This window comes from Mucilaginibacter pankratovii (genome assembly GCF_014773265.1).
Taxonomy (GTDB): Bacteria; Bacteroidota; Bacteroidia; order Sphingobacteriales; family Sphingobacteriaceae; genus Mucilaginibacter; species Mucilaginibacter pankratovii.
The window spans coordinates 1-18821 of the sequence record NZ_JACWMY010000013.1 but is presented as its reverse complement, the minus strand read 5'-3'; the positions used below and the strand labels follow the sequence as shown (position 1 = coordinate 18821).

The window sequence follows — 18821 nt, the reverse complement described above, 5'->3', positions numbered from 1 at the left end:
GAATACCTTTCCTGATTCCGGGGAACCAACGCAACCTGGCTAACCGAAAACTGAAAATCAATAGTGGCGCTAAAGTTCTCTTTTACTACATAATTCCCATGATGGTAACAGCAGGTACAGTCACCCTTTTTACAGTCATCATCATCCGCTTGTTCAGCCTGGTCGTGATCTTCGTTTCCCGGATGTACCTGAAGGTTTGTCGCAAATTGAGAGAAAACGAGATCAGCTGTGCAATGCAATAGGCACTCATAAGCACCTGTTGTCAACAACAGGTAAAACGATGTCATCACTAAAGCACAAAATTTCCTCATTAAACCAGCAGGGGATTACTGCTTAAAGATATTTATAATAAAGCTGTACAACAAGTTTTACGCTCGATTTCGTCAATTCTTTTGCCGGTAGGGTCATCACCGGGATATCCGATATTTATCTTAGATCTTATCAATCGCTTTTCTATTCGTTTTTCCCGAAGCTTTGAACTGGCTGGGCGTTAAACCAGTTATCGCTTTAAACTGGGCAGATAAATGCGCGCTGCTGCTGTAACCCATCTTCCAAGTGATCTCGTTTAAATTCAGTTCGCCATACTCCAGCAGTTCTTTCACTTTCTCGATCTTTTGCTGGATAATAAACTTTTCAATAGTCGTATCTTCCGCATCCGAGAACATCCGGCTGAGGTAGGCGTAATCCTTATTCAAGCTTTCTGACAAGTATTGCGAGAAGTTCAGATGCGTATCGGCCAGGTCACTATGGTGTACCTTTTCAATGATCAGGCTTTTGACCCGTTCAACGATGCGGTCCTTTTCATTGTCCAGTAACTCAAAGCCCAGCAATTTAAGCTGCGAAGAGATCAGGCTCAATTGTTCGCTGTTGGGTTCAGGTTGAACATCAGCGCTGCCTAAATTGACATCGCCGACGTTCAACCCGATATTTTGCAACTGCTGCCTAACCACCATGATGCAGCGGTCACAAACCATATTTTTTATATGCAGTACCATGTTTTTGTTTAAACAATATTACGACTAAATTTTCTCAGCATGATAGCCTTTGGCTTTTAAAGCGGTGATCACCTCGCCTGCTGTTAGTCCGTTGCCGGATTGCACGGTAAGGATCTTATCTGGGTTCGTGGCATCCACTTCCCATTTTTCTATGCCTTCCAGGTTATCTAAAGCTGGGGTTACGGTTGCAATACAGCCACCGCATTTGATATTGGTTTTGAATTTTAAAGTTTCCATGTTTGTTGATTTTAAAAATTAAAGATTAAGTTTTGAAAATTTTAGTCTCAGGCTGTTGCTGACCACCGATACCGAGCTTAAAGCCATTGCTGCGCCCGCGGTCATTGGGTTCAGTAAAAAGCCATTGACGGGATATAATATACCGGCAGCGATGGGGATACCGATCAGGTTATAAATAAATGCCCAGAACAGGTTTTGCTTAATTGTGCGAACGGTTAGTTTGGAAAGCCTTAACGCTTTGGGCACTTGCTGTAGATCCGAAGAAACCAGCGTGATCTTGGCTACGTCCATCGCAATATCGGAGCCTTTCCCCATTGCGATACTTACATCTGCTTCTGCTAATGCCTGGCTGTCATTGATACCATCGCCAATCATAGCAACGATTTTACCTTCTGCCTGTAGTTTTTTAACAAAATCGGCTTTGTCCGATGGCATGGTGTCGGCCAGAAAATGGTCAATACCCGCCTCTTTTGCAATAGAGGCGGCTGTCTGTGCGTTGTCACCCGTCAGCATATAAACGGCAATACCCTGCTTCTTTAATTGGTCAACCGCTGCTGCTGATCCTGTTTTGATCGGGTCGGCGATAGCTGCAATCGCCAACACCTGTGTTTGATCCGCAAAATAGATCACAGTCTTTGCCTGGTTTAAATAAGTTTCTATGGGAGCTTTTAACTCGTCCGGTATATCTATTTTTCTTTCTTCGATCAGTTTATGGCTGCCCACAAAATATACCTGTCCTTCAAAATTTGCTTCAACACCTCGTCCCGTTAAACTATTAAAAGAAGTTACTTTTACCGAAGCTTCATTGTCGGGTTTGAGGTAAGCTACTATGGCATCAGCCAGCGGGTGTTCTGATTGCTGTTCTACCGCTAAAAATAAAGCCTCTAACTGGCTTTGATTAATGGGCAGGACTTTTGCCCAAAGCAAATCAGTAACCACAGGTTTCCCCTGGGTGATCGTTCCGGTTTTATCCAAAACCACCGCGTTAACCTGATGCCCCAATTCCAGCCCTTCCGCATCTTTGATCAAAATGCCATTTTCGGCTCCCTTGCCAATGCCCACCATAATGGCCGTTGGCGTAGCCAGCCCTAAAGAACAGGGGCAGGCAATTACCAGTACCGTAACCATTGCCAGTAAGCCTTGTGTTAAGGCATGTTGACCACCGAACAGCAGCCAGGCACCCAAGCTTAATAAGGCGATCAGCATGACGATGGGTACAAAGATACCCGCGATCTTATCGACCAGCTTTTGTACCGGCGCTTTAGAACCCTGTGCATCCTGCACCAATTGGATAATTTGCGCCAGTAAAGTTTCGCCGCCAACCTTTTCAGCAGTAAAACGAAAACTTCCTTTTTGATTTAAAGTTCCCGTGAATACCTGGTCACCCGGCTTTTTCTCCACGGCCACCGGCTCACCGGTGATCATGCTTTCATCGACAAAAGAATTGCCTTCATCAACAATACCATCAACAGGGATCTTTTCGCCGGGACGAACCAGCAGGCGGTCACCAATCTGTACATCCGCAATGGCCGTTTCCTTTTCGCCATCCATTGTGAGGAGGATTACGGTTTTGGGCTGCAGGCCAATCAGTTTTTTAATGGCGGATGAGGTATTGGATTTAGCCTTTTCTTCCAATAGTTTCCCGAGCATAATAAAAACGATCACCACCGAAGCTGCTTCAAAATAAACGTGGGGGTGCAAGCCCTGGCTGTGCCAGAACTCGGGGTAGAATGTATTGAAGACACTGAATAAAAAGGCGATGCCCGTACTCATGGCCACCAGCGTATCCATATTGGTCCGGCCATGCCTGGCTTGTTTCCAGGCGTTAATAAAAAAGTTTTTGCCTGCGATAAAGATCACCGGGGCGGTTAACGCCATCATAATGTAATTGGCATAATGTATGTCCATAAAGACCATCCCGATCAGTACGACGGGAACAGTTAAAATAATGGCCCAGGTAATATTTCTTTTAAGCTGCTGGTAATGGCTTCGCTGTGCTTCTGCTTGTTTTTCTTTCCCATTTATCATATCGATGATCAGGTCATAACCGACAGATTGAACCGACTGCTGCAAACCTGCAGGCTGAATGATTTCGGGATGAAAAGCAACTTTAACGGATTGTGTGGCATAGTTCACTTCTGCCTTGTCAACACCCTTTTGTGCGCCGATCATCGATTCTACGCTTGATGCACAGGCGGCGCAGGTCATGCCAGTAACGGGGAAAGTCAATGTTTCTAATTGTAGTGCTGCCATGTCTTTTGTTTAACAGCACAAATTTACGCCCGGTTCGAGCTTTGGATTTTACAGGATTCTGCCTAAAATTTATAGAATACCGTATAGTTGGGTTATGGATTCTTTGAAATAAATTGCTTATTAGGTTTAGTCCTTTATTATTCCGGGCTATAGTTTCCTGTATCTGATCTGGTGATCCTGTTCCCAAACATAGAAGTTGCTATTGGCATTAAGCTGGACCGCTTTCAAAAAACCACCTGTACCGATCATAGTAGCAGTTTTTTGAGGGAATTTAACGACATTAAGGGTATCGCCGGTCTGGTAAGTGATCAACGGATTTGCGCCATTGCCAGCGATACTGCATGTCCGTCCCCTGGAAATATAAGTTTCAGGATTACCCGGAGTGGCATAATAAATATTCCCCTTACGCTGCCATACGGTCTGTATAGTATTTGACGGGCTGATGCGCAGGCCGCCGCCATCCATCGGGCAGCCGTTCAGTTTCCAGGTATCCATGCCCATCTTGACTGCCGGAGAAAAAGTTTTTCCCTGATTGGATGAACGGATTACATAAAGGTCTCTTGCACCGTTCAGCCAGTTCCTAAACATCAGCGCTACACTTGTTCCCTCAACGGCAATGCTTGGTCTGCAACATTCACATACGTGCTGGTCGGGTGACTGGTACGCCATGAGATTTTTTGACCATTTGAATGCTTTACCTGCCAATGATGAAAAATAGATCTGGTTATGCTTCCCTGTCCTGGTATCCAACCAAACCGCATAGAAATTATCTTTATCGTCAGCTGCGATATTCATCAGTCCCTCAGGTGCTGAATCTTTTAGGTCATTGACCACACCCATATATTTCCATTTGGCAGTAGCATGATTGAGTTGATACCAGTGAATATTCCCGGCTTTGTCCATGGCAGTGATCACCGAGAAATTCTTAGAACTGGTGAATTGCGGGCCCCTCGACATACCCAGGTGCATTTCCGGAACTTTAGCAACCAGCAGAGGTTTGCCAAAAGATGCGCCATGATCGGTGGAAGTGGCGCAAAAAATCTGATCGGCAGAGCCGAATACAACCCTTACAATTCCTTTAGTGTCAACACTTACCTGCGGCTGCTGTCCGGCTCCAATAGAATTAATAGGGAGATCAGATAATGATGATAAACTAAAAAATGCCAATGCCGGCAAAATCAGGAAAAGGAACTTTTTCATTTGGCAAGCAGGTTTTGAATCTTGGAAGTTAAAAGTATTAAACGATATAAGGCAATATTAAGGACAAAAACTAAACAAGTCACAGCCTAAATGCCCTACATTTGATTAAAGAGTAATGTGGGGACAAGGGAAATATAAAACACTGCTAATTAATTGCCATGCTTAAAAAAGGGGAACATATTGAAGGCACACCTGCGGAATTACAGGTGCTTTTAGACCAGGACGTAGAAGCCGATACATTTTTTGAAAGCCTTTCCAAATCTTACAAACAGGGTTATTGTGATTGGGTGGGATCAGCTAAACAAGAAGATACCCGTAAAGTCAGAGCTGATAAAGCGATGATCATGCTACGTAACAAACAAAAGACTTTAAAGACTTAACTACTTTTGTTCCATGGAAGAAAACATTCAGGCACATTGGGAAAAGGTCTATCAAACCAAAAGTCCTGAAGAAATAAGCTGGACACAAAAGGTACCACAAACTTCGCTTGACCTTATTAATAGCTTTAATTTACCAAAAAATGCCAGGATCATCGATATTGGTGGTGGCGACAGCACATTAGTTGATCATTTATTACAAGCAGGATTTACTAACCTTACGGTATTGGATATATCTGAAGCCGCGCTCCAAAAAGTAAAATTACGGCTTGGCGATAAAGGAATCTCGGTTAAGTGTGTCGTTTCTGATATTACCGAATTTGAACCGGAGGAAAGCTACGACTTATGGCATGACCGGGCTACCTTTCATTTTTTAACAGATGAAGCCCAAATAGCTACTTATAAAAGTATCGCCGCCAAATCAGTCAAACAGTATTTGATTATTGGTGCCTTTTCTGAAAATGGCCCTGAAAGATGTAGCAGCCTGCCTGTTCGACGATATTCGTCAGGCCAATTACAAGATCAGTTCTACCATGATTTTACCAATCTAAGTTGTACCATAGAAGACCATATCACGCCATTTGGAACCAAGCAAAATTTCGTGTTTTGTAGTTTTAAAAAACGGTAATTATTGACGCTTGGCAGGCATAACAATTAAAGCAACGCCCAAAAGGATAAACGAAATAATCCCGCCATACATAAAATCTTTACCCGCAAAATGACTACCGGTATAACCGGCTATCGGGTATGCAATCGCCCACCACAAATGTGAAAAAGCAAAGTGCGAACCATAGACCTTGCCCTGTTCATTCTCAGGGATGTTTTCACCGATCAAAGTTTCGGAAGGCATTTCCGCTAAACTCTGTCCTAAGCCTGCAAACACCCATAAAACCATCATAATTGGAAAGCTGACAAAGTTGGTAATGGAAATGGTTATCGCCAGTATCAATGCACCTAAGATCAAAGAAATACGCCTTGTCTTGGTTTTATCCAAACTTCCCGCGACGAAAGCCGCTATACTTGCACCAATACCAAATGCTGCCATGATCCAGCCATAGTGCTTATCATCTAAATGTAAACCGCTTTTGATATGACCAACCGAATTGACCAGTATCTGCGCACCTGCAATAGCCGACACAAACTCAATGATCAGTGCAAAGCGAATGATAGGATTGCCAAATAGCAGCCGGATACCCTTGATCACGTCCTGCCAGGCCGTAAACGTTTTTTGTGTTTTGTCCGCTTTCTTTTGCAGCTTATCAGCAGGAAGCATCAGGATCAATATGCCGGCTACAATAAATGAACCCGCATCAATAAAGAAGATCTCTTGTGCGCCGAACCAAACGGCTAATATACCCGCCAAGCCAGGGCCCAGTACACCCAAAATCTGGAAAGTTGCCGTTGATAAACCAACCGCCTGCCGATAATGTGCCTTGTCAACTACCTGGGGGATTACCGCCCTGTACGTTGGGGTAAAAAATGCGTTAAACACATTCAAGCCAAATACCAAAGCATAGATCTGCCATTCCGCGTTGACGAACGGGAGGCAGGCCACAATACCCATGCGGATAAAGTGCGTGGTTACGAGAATGGTTTTCCGGCTTACCCGGTCAGCCAATACTCCGGCAAATGGTGAGAAAATAATAAAGGCAGTTACCCGCAAGGTTAAGGCACTCGCCAAAATGATCGCCGATTTTTCCTTTCCGAACTGGTAAGATAATAAGGCCAAACCTACCCAGGTCACGGCGTCACCCAACAAACTAACAGATTGTGCGAAATACAAGCCTGCGAAAACCTTGTTCCTTAAGGCGACGAACGTATCAGCAAATGCCGACAGCCAGTTCCCCGTTTTGCTATTATTCATCTTCGCCGGTATTTTTCATTTTCATCAATAAACTGTAGGCACCTTTGGTTACGAAAGTGATATTGCGCAATTCCGTGCCGCTTGCAGCCAGTTCCATGTAGCCGTCTTTCGTTACTCCGGGTTTGACCATTATCATTTCATAAGCATTCTTACCTGTTACCTTAAAAGCATAGCTTTTGTTTTCATAGTTGACAATCGCATCTTCAGGCAGTGTCAGCGCATTGTTGGCCGTTACTTCGATCTCAGCGTTCATAAAGGTGCCCGGTAACAAGGTTTTATCATACTGTTCAAAATGGCAATGTACTTCGGTCTTGCGCTGGTCGGTCAGGTCTTTACCGATCAACACAATTTTACAGATATATTTTTTATCCGGGTTGCTGTTCGTATAGGCGATTACCTTTTGCCCTTGGTGCAATAAGGTCACATCTTTTTCAAATACATCCAGCGCCAAATGAATATCCCTTGGATCAACGATCTCAAACAGCACATCGCTCGGGTTGACATACTTTCCAATATTAACATTTACCTTACTTACATAGCCGTCAATCGGTGAACGCACCGCTGCGCTACGGGTAATGTTGCCATCGGTCATTTTAGCGGGGTTCATACCGATCAGGCGTAATTTTTCTGCAAGAGAACTGACTAGGATCTTTTGGCTTTCATAATCAGCCTGCGCCTGTTGATATACTTTATCGCTATTGGCTTTACTTTGATTAAGGTCGCGCTGGCGCTCAAAATCTTTTTGCGCATAATTCAGTTTGGCTTTGGCTGTTAAATAATCCTGCTGTAATTGGATAAATTGTTGGTCTTCCATCAAGGCAATCGTTTCACCGCGGCTAACGTGCATTCCCGGTAGCAATTGACTGGATTTTAAATAACCGCCCATCGGGAAACTGATGCTCACCATGTTTTGCGGTGGTACATCAATGGCACCCGTCACTTTTAAGGTAGTCGCTACCGCACGGGTAACCGCGTGGCCGGTATCAATACCGGCAGTTTTGACCTGGGCATCGGTTAAGGTAACGGCCATACTGTTTACGGCGGCGGGTTTGTCCGCCGTTTTTATTTCCGGTTTATTCGCCTTGCCGCCGCCGCAGGAAAACAGGGACAATGTTGCCAGCGTGATCGCGGACATTTGCAGATATGTTTTTATCGTTATTGATTTCATCTTATTTATTTTGAAGCGAGTTGATTTGAATAATGGCCTGGTTTAAATTGTTGACCGCATCGGTGTATTCACTGCGGATAGCGGTCGCCTGGTTAATTAATAATACATATTCCAGGTAGTTGACCTGCCCTGCCGTAAATTGCAGATTGGCGGTCTTCAGGATAAGGCTGGCATTCGGCAGTCCTGTCTTTTCGTAATAAGCGACCAGTTGCAGGTACTTGCCGACCTCTGCTGTTGCCTGTTTATACCGGCTTTGCAGGGCTTGTAAACCTGATTGGTAATCCACCTGCGCCTGCTGTTCCTTGATTCGGAATGCGCTCACCCGGTTCTTTTGTGCGCCGCCAAATAAGGGTATGGCAACGCCCAATTGCACCGATGAAAAACGGTTGCCACCATCATAGTTGTGGTTAACGCCATTCACGGTTTGGGTACCATTAAAACTCTGGTTAAAATAACCCAGACTCAGATCGGGTAACAACTTAGCCTGTTCGGCCAGTGTTTGCGCTTTAGATACCTGCTGTTGCTGGCTGAGGTACAATGCCTGCGGATGATTGCTGAAAGCTGTATCTGTTATCATTGGCACCGGCAATTGAAAAGCACCGACTTCCGGCCGATAATCAACCGTAGTATTGAGTAATACCCGGAAGCGGTCATACGCTATAAACAGGTCGCTGTTCAACATTTCGGATTGCCTCGCTATTTGCGCCCTTTGCGTTTCCGCGGTGGTTTTTTCCAGGATATTACTTTCGCCTTTGTCAAAACGCAGGTTCGCGTTTTTTACAAAAAGGGCGTAAGTACTGTCAGCACTTAACAGCAATTGCAGTTTCTGTTTCAGGTAAAGGATATGGTAAAAACTTTCGGTTACCGAACGCTCCATATCACGTCGCCGCAGGTTGACATTCAATTCCCCCGCCTGGTATTCCGCATTCAGTAATTCCTTTTGCCGGGTATAGACAGTCGGGAAATTAACCGACTGTACGACTGATAAACGGTTATCGTTGTAAGCGCTGTTGATCTGGCCGTATTCACCCGTAATACTGGTTTTCGGGATGGTAACGCCTGTGCCCGTATTCCGTTTCAGGTAATCCGCGTTGAGCTTTTCGCTTTTCAGGGCCAGGTTATTTTTAATGGCGGTATCGATAGCCGCTTTCAGCGAAATTGGGGTTTGCGCTTTGGCATGGCCTGCGAACAAGCCCAATGAAGTAAGCAGTAAGATCACCGCAGGTTTAACCGGTACTTTCATCGTTTTTCCTTTCTCAAATAAAATATATAAGATCGGCAGGACAAACAGCGTCAAAAATGTAGCGGTAATCAAACCGCCGATCACCACCGTTGCCAATGGCCGTTGCACTTCCGCGCCTGAACCATTGCTCAAAGCCATCGGCAGGAAGCCTAATGAAGCTACCGAAGCGGTCATCAATACCGGCCTTAGCCTAAGCTTGGTACCCTCGATAACAATGGCCCGCAGGTCGTCCCATCCTTCTTTGCGTAAGCGGTTAAATTCAGAGATCAGTACCAAACCATTTAATACCGCCACACCGAACAGGGCAATAAAACCGACACCCGCGCTGATGCTGAACGGCATTCCCCGGACCACCAGCGCCAGGATACCGCCGATAGCGGATAAAGGGACTGCGGAAAAGATAAGCAAGCCCTGTTTAGCCGAACCAAAAGCCAGGTACAGCATCAATAAGATGAGTAGCAGGGAAACCGGAACAGCGATCGTCAGGCGTTTTTTGGCGGCATTCAGGTTCTCAAAAGCGCCGCCATAGGTAGCGTAATAACCCGGCGGCAATTTGATCTCGGTATTCACCTTTTGCTGTAATTCCTCGACCATGCTTTGCACATCACGGCCCAGGACGTTGAATCCGATGATAATGCGCCGCTGGGCATCCTCCCGCTGTATCTGGTTTGGCCCTTCTTCAATTTTGACATCGGCTACCTGTTGTAAGGGTACCTGGTTCCCGGTTGGTGTAGGTATCAGCAGATTTTGCACGTCGCTCAATTGCTTGCGCTGCGCACCGGCCAGCCGGACAACTAACTCAAAACGTTTTTCACCTTCATAGACCGTGCCGCTACTTTGCCCGGCAAAAGCCGTGTTGACAACCCTATTGATATCTTCCACGTTCAGGCCGTATTCTGCTATGGCCGCGCGTTTATAACGGATCACGATCTGCGGCATACCGGTGATGGATTCTATGTAAATATCCCGTGCCCCTTTAATACTTCCCGCAATCGCGCCCAGCTTCTTGGCAAAAATAGCCAGGGTATCCAGGTTTTCCCCGAAGATCTTACAGACCACATCCTGCCTCGCACCGGTCATCAACTCGTTAAAACGCATTTGTACCGGGTACTGGAAACCAAAGCTGACGCCCGGCACAGCTTCCAGTTCTTTAGACATTTTGGTAGTCAGCTCATCAAAGGAACTGGCCGAGGTCCATTTGCTTTTATCTTTCAGGATCACCATCATATCACTGGCATCAATGGGCATCGGGTCGGTAGGTATCTCCGAGCTGCCTGTTTTGCCGACCACCTGTTCCACTTCCGGGAATTTGGTCAGCAGGATTTTGGATCCTTGTTTGATCGCGTTGACTGAAGTTTGCAGGCTACTCCCCGTTAGCACCCTGGTTTCTACGGCAAAATCGCCCTCCTCCAGTTTGGGGATAAACTCACCGCCCAAACGGGTGAGTATGAACACGGCCACGATAAAGGAAATCGAGGCAATAGCGACGACCATTTTTGGATGTTTGATCACTCGTTGCAGCGCGTTTTGGTAATGTTTCAGGAAAAAATCCATCATCCTGTCCGACCAGTTCTTTTCATGTTTTCCGTTACGGCTCAAAAATAGGCTACTCATCATCGGTATATATGTCAGGGAAAGTATAAAGGCCCCGATCAGCGCGAACGATACGGTCTGCGCCATTGGCTTAAACATTTTGCCCTCAATACCTTGCAGCGTAAATATGGGAATATAAACGATCAGGATGATCAGGCCGCCGAATACGGCCACATTCTGCATCCGGGTAGATACGGTGACCACTTCGGTATCCATTTCTTCTCGGCTGATCTTTGTTTTATCTGTCAGGTAAATATGATGCATGATCGCTTCCACGATGATCACCGCGCCATCAACGATCAGGCCGAAATCCAGCGCACCCAGGCTCATTAAATTACCGGATACGCCGAACAGGTTCATTAAAATTACAGCGATCAGCATCGCCAATGGAATTACAGAGGCGACCAGTAAACCCGCCCTGAAATTTCCCAGGAAAACGATCAGCACAATCAATACAATAACTATCCCTTCGATCAGGTTATGCTCTACCGTACTGATGGCATTGTTCACCATCTTGGTACGGTCCAGAAATGCGTCGATCACCACACCTTCCGGTAAAGTTTTCTGAATTTGAATAACTTTATCCTTAATATTTTTGATCACCTCGTTGCTGTTGGCACCTTTCAACATCATCACTACCGCGCCGGATACTTCCTGTTTCCCGTTCCAGGTCATCGCGCCGTAGCGGGTAGCATGGTCTAAACCAACTTCTCCAATATCGCGGATCAATATAGGCGTGCCGTTGGGCAGGTTCTTTACCACGATACTGCCAATGTCCTCCAAAGAGCCCACCAGGCCCTCGCTGCGGATAAACAACACGGTTGGCCCGTGCTCAATATATGCGCCGCCGGTATTATTATTGTTCTTTTGCAGGGCGGTGAACACATCGGTAATAGAAACATTATTGGCTTTCAGCCGGTCGGGGTTTACCGATATTTCATACTGTTTCAGGAAACCACCGAAGCTGCTAACATCAGCCACGCCGGGCAGGCCCAGCAACTGTTTACGCACGATCCAGTCCTGTATGGTGCGCAAAGCCATCGCATCGTATTTCTGTTCATACCCGGCTTTTGCCCTGACCGAGTATTGGTAAATTTCGCCTAAACCGGTCGTTACCGGTGCCATTTCGGGCTTTCCAAACTCAATGGGTATCGTAGAAGTAATATCATTTAACCGTTCGGCAACCTGTTGCCTGGCCCAATAGATCTCGGCCTTATCTTCGAATACAATGGTCACTACAGAGAGGCCAAAGCGGGAAAAACTGCGGATCTCTTTAACATCAGGTATGTTGCGGCAGCTTTGTTCGATAGGAAAGGAAATGAGGCGTTCCACATCCGGCGCACCTAATGAAGGGGTACGGGTAATGATCTGTACCTGGTTGTCGGTAATATCAGGTACGGCATCAATGGGCAGGCGGTTCACTTCGTACAGGCCGAAGCCGATCAGACCAAATATAAACAGGCCGATAATGAGCTTATTCCTTACGGAAAACTCAACGATTTTATTTAACATGAAGAAAGAAGATTAAAAGTTAACGTTCAGAAAAGGGCCAAAGCATGGCCAGAAGCTGTGAATACAGCAGCGTTAACAGTTTATAGGGGGGCCGCGAAGAATGGTTTGGTCGGTGACCCATCCCGGCGGATAGGGTTCATCGGGTATGATGACTGGCTGAATAGGTAAGGTAACCGGGAATAGTACAATACGATATGCGGGTGAGTAAACTAAGTCAGGAACAATTGCTTGCAGACCATCAAAATGATAAACCTGCGGGGAAAAGACATGGTCTACCTTTGCGTGTTCCAGCACATCGTTATCATGATGCGTAATATGGTCATCGTGGTCATCATCATGGTGATGGGCGACGATATTATGGAACAGCAACAGGACAAGTCCTGTCATTAAGAATATCCTGCTGATCCATAGCTTCATAAAAGCAAATATATAATATTAACTGAAACCTAATTAAACAAATATTCTAAATAATAGAGGGCTCATTAACTCTTGATTTTGAATTAGTTACAAAATCAAGAGTTAACCAATAGGTATTCATCCAGATTTTAACAAAAAGCACTCTAAAAGATCCGCGTATCTTTAGGCCTTATCCAAAAAAACATTTGGATGATCCTATAGGTGCGCAAGCTAATATCAGTCTTTTTTCAGGAAGTTGCCATTTTTATCAAAGATCAGGTCACCACCCTTTATCTCTGCCTCGTACATGGTTTTTCCAGCGGCATCGGTTACTTTTCCTGCCTCCTTAATTTTTGCCCCCTTATAATGTGCGGCTACATAAGGTGCAATTGTTTTAGGCAATTCACTTATAGAGATTGCTTCTAATATTTCCACAAATGCCCCAGCGGGTGTAAATACAACAGAATTGGCTTCACCGGATTTTCCGCCCCAGTTGGCCTCATAATTGCCTTTTTCTTTTTCCCAGCTTATTTTGGCAGCTTGTGGGTACTTATTCACCAATGCTGCTCTAACAACAGAAGGCACAGCTGAACTTTTTAGTTCCTGCGCCATTACATCGCCCGCAATTAGAAAGGCAATGACTACAAAAAAACATTTCTTTTTCATTTTTTTAGATTTTAATCAATGGTAAACAATCTTTCTGTAGAAAAATGGTTTAGCGTATCATGCTTGCTGTCATTGCTTATTTAGTCATTGATACTTGTTTTTTACGGTGCCACCTTGCTTTTGATTGATGGCTATTCTCCAAATTTTAATAAATACATCCTGCAATAGTTCATCCGCATCTTCATGAATTAAACCCACTCTCCGCAGAAAGCAATAGACTTATCGTTAAATTGGTTCATCAGCAAACTCAGTGAAATGTTTTAAGTTCGATGGGTTGGTCTGGTATATCGGACATCATACCGATAATTCACTGGAGCTACCATTGCCTACTTATTCATCTGACTTTTTCTTTCTGTCTTTGTAGACTTCTCGAATTACATTTAAAATACCCTCTAAATGTTCAAATGGGGTACCTTGGTCCCCGCAGATAAGAATATCAAAACACATAAAAACCCTGTAAATCACATGTTTACAGGGTTTTTTCGTTTCCGGAAATGCTCAAAACACGTGCGAATGCGCAAAACCTTAGCGCGACATTCATTGAGACTTTTTTTCGAAAAATTCTCAACGAAAACATCTTGTAATTAATTACAGGATGTTTAAATACTAAACATCCTGACTTTTATAGACTGCATTTCGATATTTATTCACTTTTAAAATGCGTGTTATTTATTCAAAGGAATAATAATCGGTTCGATGGTTCCGGCGTATGGGCGGTAAAACAACTTTTTTTTACTTCTTCTAAGTTTAAGTTTCCAGCGCCTGGTCAATCGCGAATTCCATCGAAAAGTAAACGACACTGATCCCATATTTTTTATCCGGCGTATAGCCGAATACGTCATCTCTGTTCACGGGAGATTAGTTAGTTTTTGTTTCTTCCGACCATTTCCAGTTGAGTATTTCGGGCATATCTTTCCCGTTAGTACATATATATTGTTTGTGTTCTGTCAGTTTGTCCATCAGTTGCTGCTTAAGGTAAACGCCTTTACTTCCGGTTTGGGGCAGGCGGTCTATTACGTCCATTACCAGGTGAAAACGATCCATTTCGTTAAGTACCGTCATATCAAAAGAGGTGGTTATTGTACCCTCTTCCTTGTAACCACGTACATGTATATTGCTATTATTTACCCGGTTATAGGTTAAGCGGTGCACTAACCATGGGTAGCCGTGAAAGGCGAAGATCACTGGCTTATTTGTGGTAAAAAGCGTGTCAAAATCGTGGTCGTTTAAACCGTGGGTGTGCTCGGTGTTCTTTTCAAGTTTAAAAAGGTCTACTACGTTTACCACCCGTATTTTAAGCTCAGGTAAATGTTCGCGCAGGATGGTTACAGCGGCCAGTGTTTCCAGCGTAGGTACGTCGCCGCTGCAGGCCATTACAACATCCGGCTCGCTATTCCGGTCATTGCTGGCCCAGTCCCATACCCCGATGCCCCGTGTGCAATGTGCCACTGCTTCATCCATATTCAGCCACTGCGGTGCCGGATGTTTCCCGGCGACTATTACATTAACATAATGCCTGCTGCGCAGGCAGTGATCAGTTACCGAAAGCAGGCAATTGGCATCAGGCGGAAGGTAAACGCGAACAATTTCCGCTTTTTTATTAACCACATGATCGATGAACCCCGGATCCTGGTGGGTAAAGCCGTTATGATCTTGCCGCCATACGGTGGAGGTTAACAGGATATTGAGGGATGCGATATCGCGTCTCCAGGGAATTTCCCGGCATGCTTTTAACCATTTTGCGTGCTGGTTAAACATCGAATCGATAATATGGATAAAAGCTTCATAACAATTAAAGAGGCCATGCCTGCCTGTTAGTAAATAACCTTCCAGCCAGCCTTCACACTGATGCTCGCTTAGCATCTCCATAACCCGTCCGTCACCAGCCAGAAACTCATCAGCAGGCTCCACAGTTGCGTTCCATTGTCGGTTAGTTGCTTCCAGCACAGCATCAAGGCGATTGGATACGGTTTCGTCGGGCCCAAATATCCTGAAATTTCGCTGATGCTGATTTTGCCGTATAATATCCCGCAGGAAGCGCCCGCACACGAAGGTATCGCCTTCGCCGCCGGCACCGCGGAAGGGCACAGGTACTCCGTATTGCCGAAAATCGGGCATGCGCAAATCGGTAAGCAGTTGCCCGCCATTGGTATGTGGGTTGGCGCCCATCCTGCGTTCGCCTTTAGGTGCCAGTTCGGCCAACCCGGCACTCAATTTCCCGTTCTCGTCAAAAAGTTCCTCGGGATGATAGCTTCTTAACCAATTTTCAAGCATCTGCAGGTGCTCCGGAGGTGTACTTGCAGAAACCGCTAACGGTACCTGGTGCGACCTGAAATTACCCTCAATTTTATGCCCGTTTACTTCTTTTGGCCCTGTCCAGCCTTTAGGCGATCTCAGTACGATCATCGGCCAGCGTGGACGGGAGTGAGCATCTCCTGTTTTGATTTTCCTGATCTGTTCAATTGCATCGTCCAGAGCTGCTGCCATTGCTTCGTGCATTGCCATAGGTTCGTCGCCTTCTACAAATAATGGGTTCCAGCCATAACCACGGAATAATTGTTCTAATTCTTGGTGGGTAATCCTTGCCAGGATGGTTGGGTTAGAGATCTTATAACCATTCAGATGCAGGATAGGAAGCACTGTCCCATCGGTAATGGGATTTAAAAATTTGTTCGAGTGCCAGGCGGTAGCTAAGGGGCCTGTTTCTGCCTCGCCGTCACCCACTACGCAAGCCACTATCAAATCCGGATTATCCAATACCGCACCGAATGAGTGGCTTAAAGAATAACCCAGTTCGCCACCCTCGTGTATAGAACCGGGCGTTTGCGGAGAGGCGTGGCTGGGAATTCCGCCGGGATAAGAGAACTGGGTGAATAGTTTACCAAGGCCGTCTTCATCCTGGCTAATGTCCGGGTAAACCTCGCTGTATGTACCTTCCAGGTAAGTGCCTGCCACTACTGCCGGGCCGCCATGGCCGGGACCGGAAACGTAGATCACGTTCAAATCATACTGTTTGATAACGCGGTTCAGGTGTGTATAGATAAAATTTTGCCCGGGGGTAGTTCCCCAATGCCCAAGCAGCATGCTTTTTATATGTTGGAGTTTTAAGGGCTCTTTCAGCAGCGGATTACTTCGTAAATAAAGTTGCCCAACAGACAGGTAATTGGCCGCACGCCAATAAGCATCTATTTTTTGAAGTAGATCTGAAGACAGCGTTGCAGGTGGTGTATTGAGTGTTGATGTTTCCATAGTTATTAGTGTTTGTTTTGAGATATAGTAGCATTTACCAGTTGGGCTATCATTAATTCCTCGTCGGTTTTTATGACACGGACGGTTACGCGGCTTGTTGATTTTGATATGATGTTTTTATTGCCTGTGTTCTTTTTTGGGTCCAGTTCAATGCCTATGAAATCAAGGCCCTGGCAAATACGATCACGAATAGAGGCAGCGTTTTCTCCGATGCCACCCGTGAATATCAACGTATCTAAGCCCTCTAAAGCTGCAGCAAGTGCTCCAATAAATTTTTTGGCGCTATAACAGAATGTTTTTAATGCTGCTTCGGCTTCGGGATGATGTGGGGCTTTTTTCATCAGTTCCTGCATATCGCTTACACCGGCTATTGCCTTTAAGCCCGACTCCTTGCTAAACAATTCATCCAGTTTGGCCGGTGCCATTTGGTATTGGTTCATCAGGAACAACAAAACACCAGGATCCAGATCGCCGCAGCGGGTGCCCATTACAAGGCCGCCGATAGGGCTAATGCCCATTGTGGTATCTATACTTATACCGTGGTCTACCGCAGCCATACTGGCGCCATTACCCAAGTGGGCGATAATGATTTTTTGTTGCGCCGCGTCTGCATCCTGCTCTTTTAGTTTCTGCATTATATAGGAGTAAGAAAGCCCATGAAAGCCATATTTAAACAAGCCTTTTTGGAGGTATTGGGCTGGCAAAGGATAATTTTTAGCATGCGCCGGCATGTGGGCGTGAAATGCAGTGTCGAAACAGGCAATCTGTCTGACATGCGGATAAGCTGATATGAATTTTTCGATAGTGCTTATTTCATCCGGCAAATGGTTAGGTGCCAAATAAACATACTGCTGCAGGTTGTTTAATAATTGCAATGTTATCAATTCGGGCTGCCGGTGCAGCGGCCCGCCCTGTACCAGGCGATGACCAATTGCGGTAATAGGATAATTAATTTCATTCTCTTTTAGCCATTCTATCAAATCATCCGCAGCGGCGGCAATGTTTTTTTTTCCAGCGGGTTTACGTAAGATGATTTGCCCGGAAATCCCTTTTATTTCTAAACACGAATTGGCTTTCCCAATTGAGCCCACTTGTCCCCTAATAACCAAAGCATAAGAATGGACTTCGTAAATGCCAAACTTTAAGCTCGAAGAGCCACCGTTGATACATAAGATGTAGTTTTTGGCATCTTCGGTTAATTTCATTTTAACTCGTGTTATGGTATAAAAGTAGGGTAGGCTTTAGTAGTTTAAAATGATGAGGCATGGCATAAAAAATGACTACGATTATTATTCGTCAGTAGTCGATGCCGGCAGACGGTTAATTATACAAGCATTTGAATCAGTTATTGTTTCAGGGCATGAAAAACAATTCCGTGGACGTAGTAGCTTAAACGAGCGGCAAAGGCACCCTGCAGCAGCCGGGTACTTATTTCTATTCTATAGAATACAAGAAGGGGACGGAAACGTTGAGGAAGACGGGGTATATAGTGGTGAAGTACTAATACGAAGTTATTGCCCGGCGGGCAAAGGATCGTTTAAGTATAGTTAATGGTGTGTATTCGTTGCAGATAATAATGGATTTATAAGTTATTTATTATGTGTTTGTAGTTTAAATATTGCTTTTAAAGGAATACGCCACCTTAGCCTAATATGATGTGGTTCTGATTTCAATTTTATTTAGCTGTTAATTAGTCAGTTGTATTTATTTTGTTTTTTAATTCGTTAAATTAAAAAACAAACGTACATTTGCACTCCCGAAACGAAGGGCATTTGAAAGCGACTTTCAGATGAAATGAAATAGAAGTTAAGAAGTGTTAAAGCTTCGAAAATTTATATAGCCAAACCGGGATGGAGAGGCGCAAAGTTCTTTTAAGAAATAGAAAATCATGTAGTGTAACAATCGAAAGATAGTTATGATACAAAACTTGGTAGATAATGTAAGAGAATATTTTTTTTTTACAAGTTTCTATTGATTGAGTTTAATAGGGCTTGGATATAAACAACACATTATACAATGGAGAGTTTGATCCTGGCTCAGGATGAACGCTAGCGGCAGGCCTAATACA

At 44.9% G+C, this 18821-nt stretch carries 13 protein-coding genes; 2 read left to right on the top strand and 11 right to left on the bottom strand.

The window, feature by feature from the left end; all coding sequences use genetic code 11:
• Window positions 1-431: 431 nt before the first annotated feature.
• The 4 genes from IDJ77_RS22125 to IDJ77_RS22110 all read right to left on the bottom strand — a co-directional run bounded on the left by IDJ77_RS22125 (window position 432) and on the right by IDJ77_RS22110 (window position 4685).
• A complete protein-coding gene (locus tag IDJ77_RS22125) occupies window positions 432-995 on the bottom strand; it encodes a helix-turn-helix domain-containing protein (RefSeq protein ID WP_191191168.1) in 564 nt (187 codons plus the stop codon).
• Window positions 996-1019: 24 nt separating this feature from the next.
• Window positions 1020-1232, bottom strand: coding sequence for a heavy-metal-associated domain-containing protein (locus IDJ77_RS22120; protein WP_191191167.1), 213 nt, complete (start codon window positions 1230-1232; stop codon window positions 1020-1022).
• A gap of 18 nt (window positions 1233-1250) precedes the next feature.
• Window positions 1251-3485: a heavy metal translocating P-type ATPase gene (locus IDJ77_RS22115; RefSeq protein WP_191191166.1), complete on the bottom strand. Its 2235-nt coding sequence runs from the start codon at window positions 3483-3485 to the stop codon at window positions 1251-1253.
• 147 nt (window positions 3486-3632) lie between these two features.
• Complete coding sequence (locus IDJ77_RS22110; RefSeq protein WP_191191165.1) at window positions 3633-4685, bottom strand: hypothetical protein; 1053 nt, start codon at window positions 4683-4685, stop codon at window positions 3633-3635.
• Between the two features lie 158 nt (window positions 4686-4843).
• Here IDJ77_RS22110 and IDJ77_RS22105 point away from each other — a divergent pair, with 158 nt between their 5' ends.
• Together IDJ77_RS22105 and IDJ77_RS22100 are read left to right on the top strand one after the other, a co-directional pair.
• Window positions 4844-5065, top strand: a complete 222-nt coding sequence (locus IDJ77_RS22105) for a YdeI/OmpD-associated family protein (protein WP_191191164.1) — start codon at window positions 4844-4846, stop codon at window positions 5063-5065.
• 13 nt (window positions 5066-5078) lie between these two features.
• Window positions 5079-5690 (top strand): class I SAM-dependent methyltransferase, encoded by a 612-nt coding sequence (locus IDJ77_RS22100; RefSeq protein WP_191191163.1) that lies wholly within the window; start codon window positions 5079-5081, stop codon window positions 5688-5690.
• Here the strand turns inward: IDJ77_RS22100 and IDJ77_RS22095 are convergent, their stop codons facing one another.
• The 7 genes from IDJ77_RS22095 to IDJ77_RS22065 all read right to left on the bottom strand — a co-directional run bounded on the left by IDJ77_RS22095 (window position 5691) and on the right by IDJ77_RS22065 (window position 17958).
• Window positions 5691-6926: an MFS transporter gene (locus IDJ77_RS22095; protein ID WP_191191162.1), complete on the bottom strand. Its 1236-nt coding sequence runs from the start codon at window positions 6924-6926 to the stop codon at window positions 5691-5693.
• Window positions 6919-8094, bottom strand: a complete 1176-nt coding sequence (locus IDJ77_RS22090; RefSeq protein WP_191191161.1) for an efflux RND transporter periplasmic adaptor subunit — start codon at window positions 8092-8094, stop codon at window positions 6919-6921. The genes IDJ77_RS22095 and IDJ77_RS22090 overlap by 8 nt, the downstream gene beginning before the upstream one ends.
• 1 nt (window position 8095) lies before the next feature.
• Window positions 8096-12442: a CusA/CzcA family heavy metal efflux RND transporter gene (locus IDJ77_RS22085; RefSeq protein ID WP_191191160.1), complete on the bottom strand. Its 4347-nt coding sequence runs from the start codon at window positions 12440-12442 to the stop codon at window positions 8096-8098.
• Between the two features lie 72 nt (window positions 12443-12514).
• A complete protein-coding gene (locus tag IDJ77_RS22080) occupies window positions 12515-12859 on the bottom strand; it encodes a hypothetical protein (protein ID WP_191191159.1) in 345 nt (114 codons plus the stop codon).
• A 216-nt stretch (window positions 12860-13075) separates the two neighbouring features.
• Entirely contained in the window at window positions 13076-13504 is a 429-nt protein-coding gene (locus tag IDJ77_RS22075; protein ID WP_191191158.1) for a PepSY-like domain-containing protein, read from the bottom strand.
• 858 nt (window positions 13505-14362) lie between these two features.
• The gene (locus tag IDJ77_RS22070; RefSeq protein ID WP_191191157.1) at window positions 14363-16753 is read right to left on the bottom strand and encodes a phosphoketolase family protein; all 2391 of its coding nucleotides are present in this window, start codon (window positions 16751-16753) and stop codon (window positions 14363-14365) included.
• 5 nt (window positions 16754-16758) lie between these two features.
• Window positions 16759-17958: an acetate/propionate family kinase gene (locus IDJ77_RS22065; protein WP_191191156.1), complete on the bottom strand. Its 1200-nt coding sequence runs from the start codon at window positions 17956-17958 to the stop codon at window positions 16759-16761.
• Window positions 17959-18821: the final 863 nt, after the last annotated feature.

Coding starts and splice junctions, on each gene's coding strand:
- IDJ77_RS22095 (WP_191191162.1), bottom strand. CDS start 6,926: ATGAATAATAGCAAAACGGGGAACTGGCTGTCGGCATTTGCTGATACG.
- IDJ77_RS22100 (WP_191191163.1), top strand. CDS start 5,079: ATGGAAGAAAACATTCAGGCACATTGGGAAAAGGTCTATCAAACCAAA.
- IDJ77_RS22090 (WP_191191161.1), bottom strand. CDS start 8,094: ATGAAATCAATAACGATAAAAACATATCTGCAAATGTCCGCGATCACG.
- IDJ77_RS22125 (WP_191191168.1), bottom strand. CDS start 995: ATGGTACTGCATATAAAAAATATGGTTTGTGACCGCTGCATCATGGTG.
- IDJ77_RS22080 (WP_191191159.1), bottom strand. CDS start 12,859: ATGAAGCTATGGATCAGCAGGATATTCTTAATGACAGGACTTGTCCTG.
- IDJ77_RS22120 (WP_191191167.1), bottom strand. CDS start 1,232: ATGGAAACTTTAAAATTCAAAACCAATATCAAATGCGGTGGCTGTATT.
- IDJ77_RS22110 (WP_191191165.1), bottom strand. CDS start 4,685: ATGAAAAAGTTCCTTTTCCTGATTTTGCCGGCATTGGCATTTTTTAGT.
- IDJ77_RS22115 (WP_191191166.1), bottom strand. CDS start 3,485: ATGGCAGCACTACAATTAGAAACATTGACTTTCCCCGTTACTGGCATG.
- IDJ77_RS22070 (WP_191191157.1), bottom strand. CDS start 16,753: ATGGAAACATCAACACTCAATACACCACCTGCAACGCTGTCTTCAGAT.
- IDJ77_RS22105 (WP_191191164.1), top strand. CDS start 4,844: ATGCTTAAAAAAGGGGAACATATTGAAGGCACACCTGCGGAATTACAG.
- IDJ77_RS22065 (WP_191191156.1), bottom strand. CDS start 17,958: ATGAAATTAACCGAAGATGCCAAAAACTACATCTTATGTATCAACGGT.
- IDJ77_RS22075 (WP_191191158.1), bottom strand. CDS start 13,504: ATGAAAAAGAAATGTTTTTTTGTAGTCATTGCCTTTCTAATTGCGGGC.
- IDJ77_RS22085 (WP_191191160.1), bottom strand. CDS start 12,442: ATGTTAAATAAAATCGTTGAGTTTTCCGTAAGGAATAAGCTCATTATC.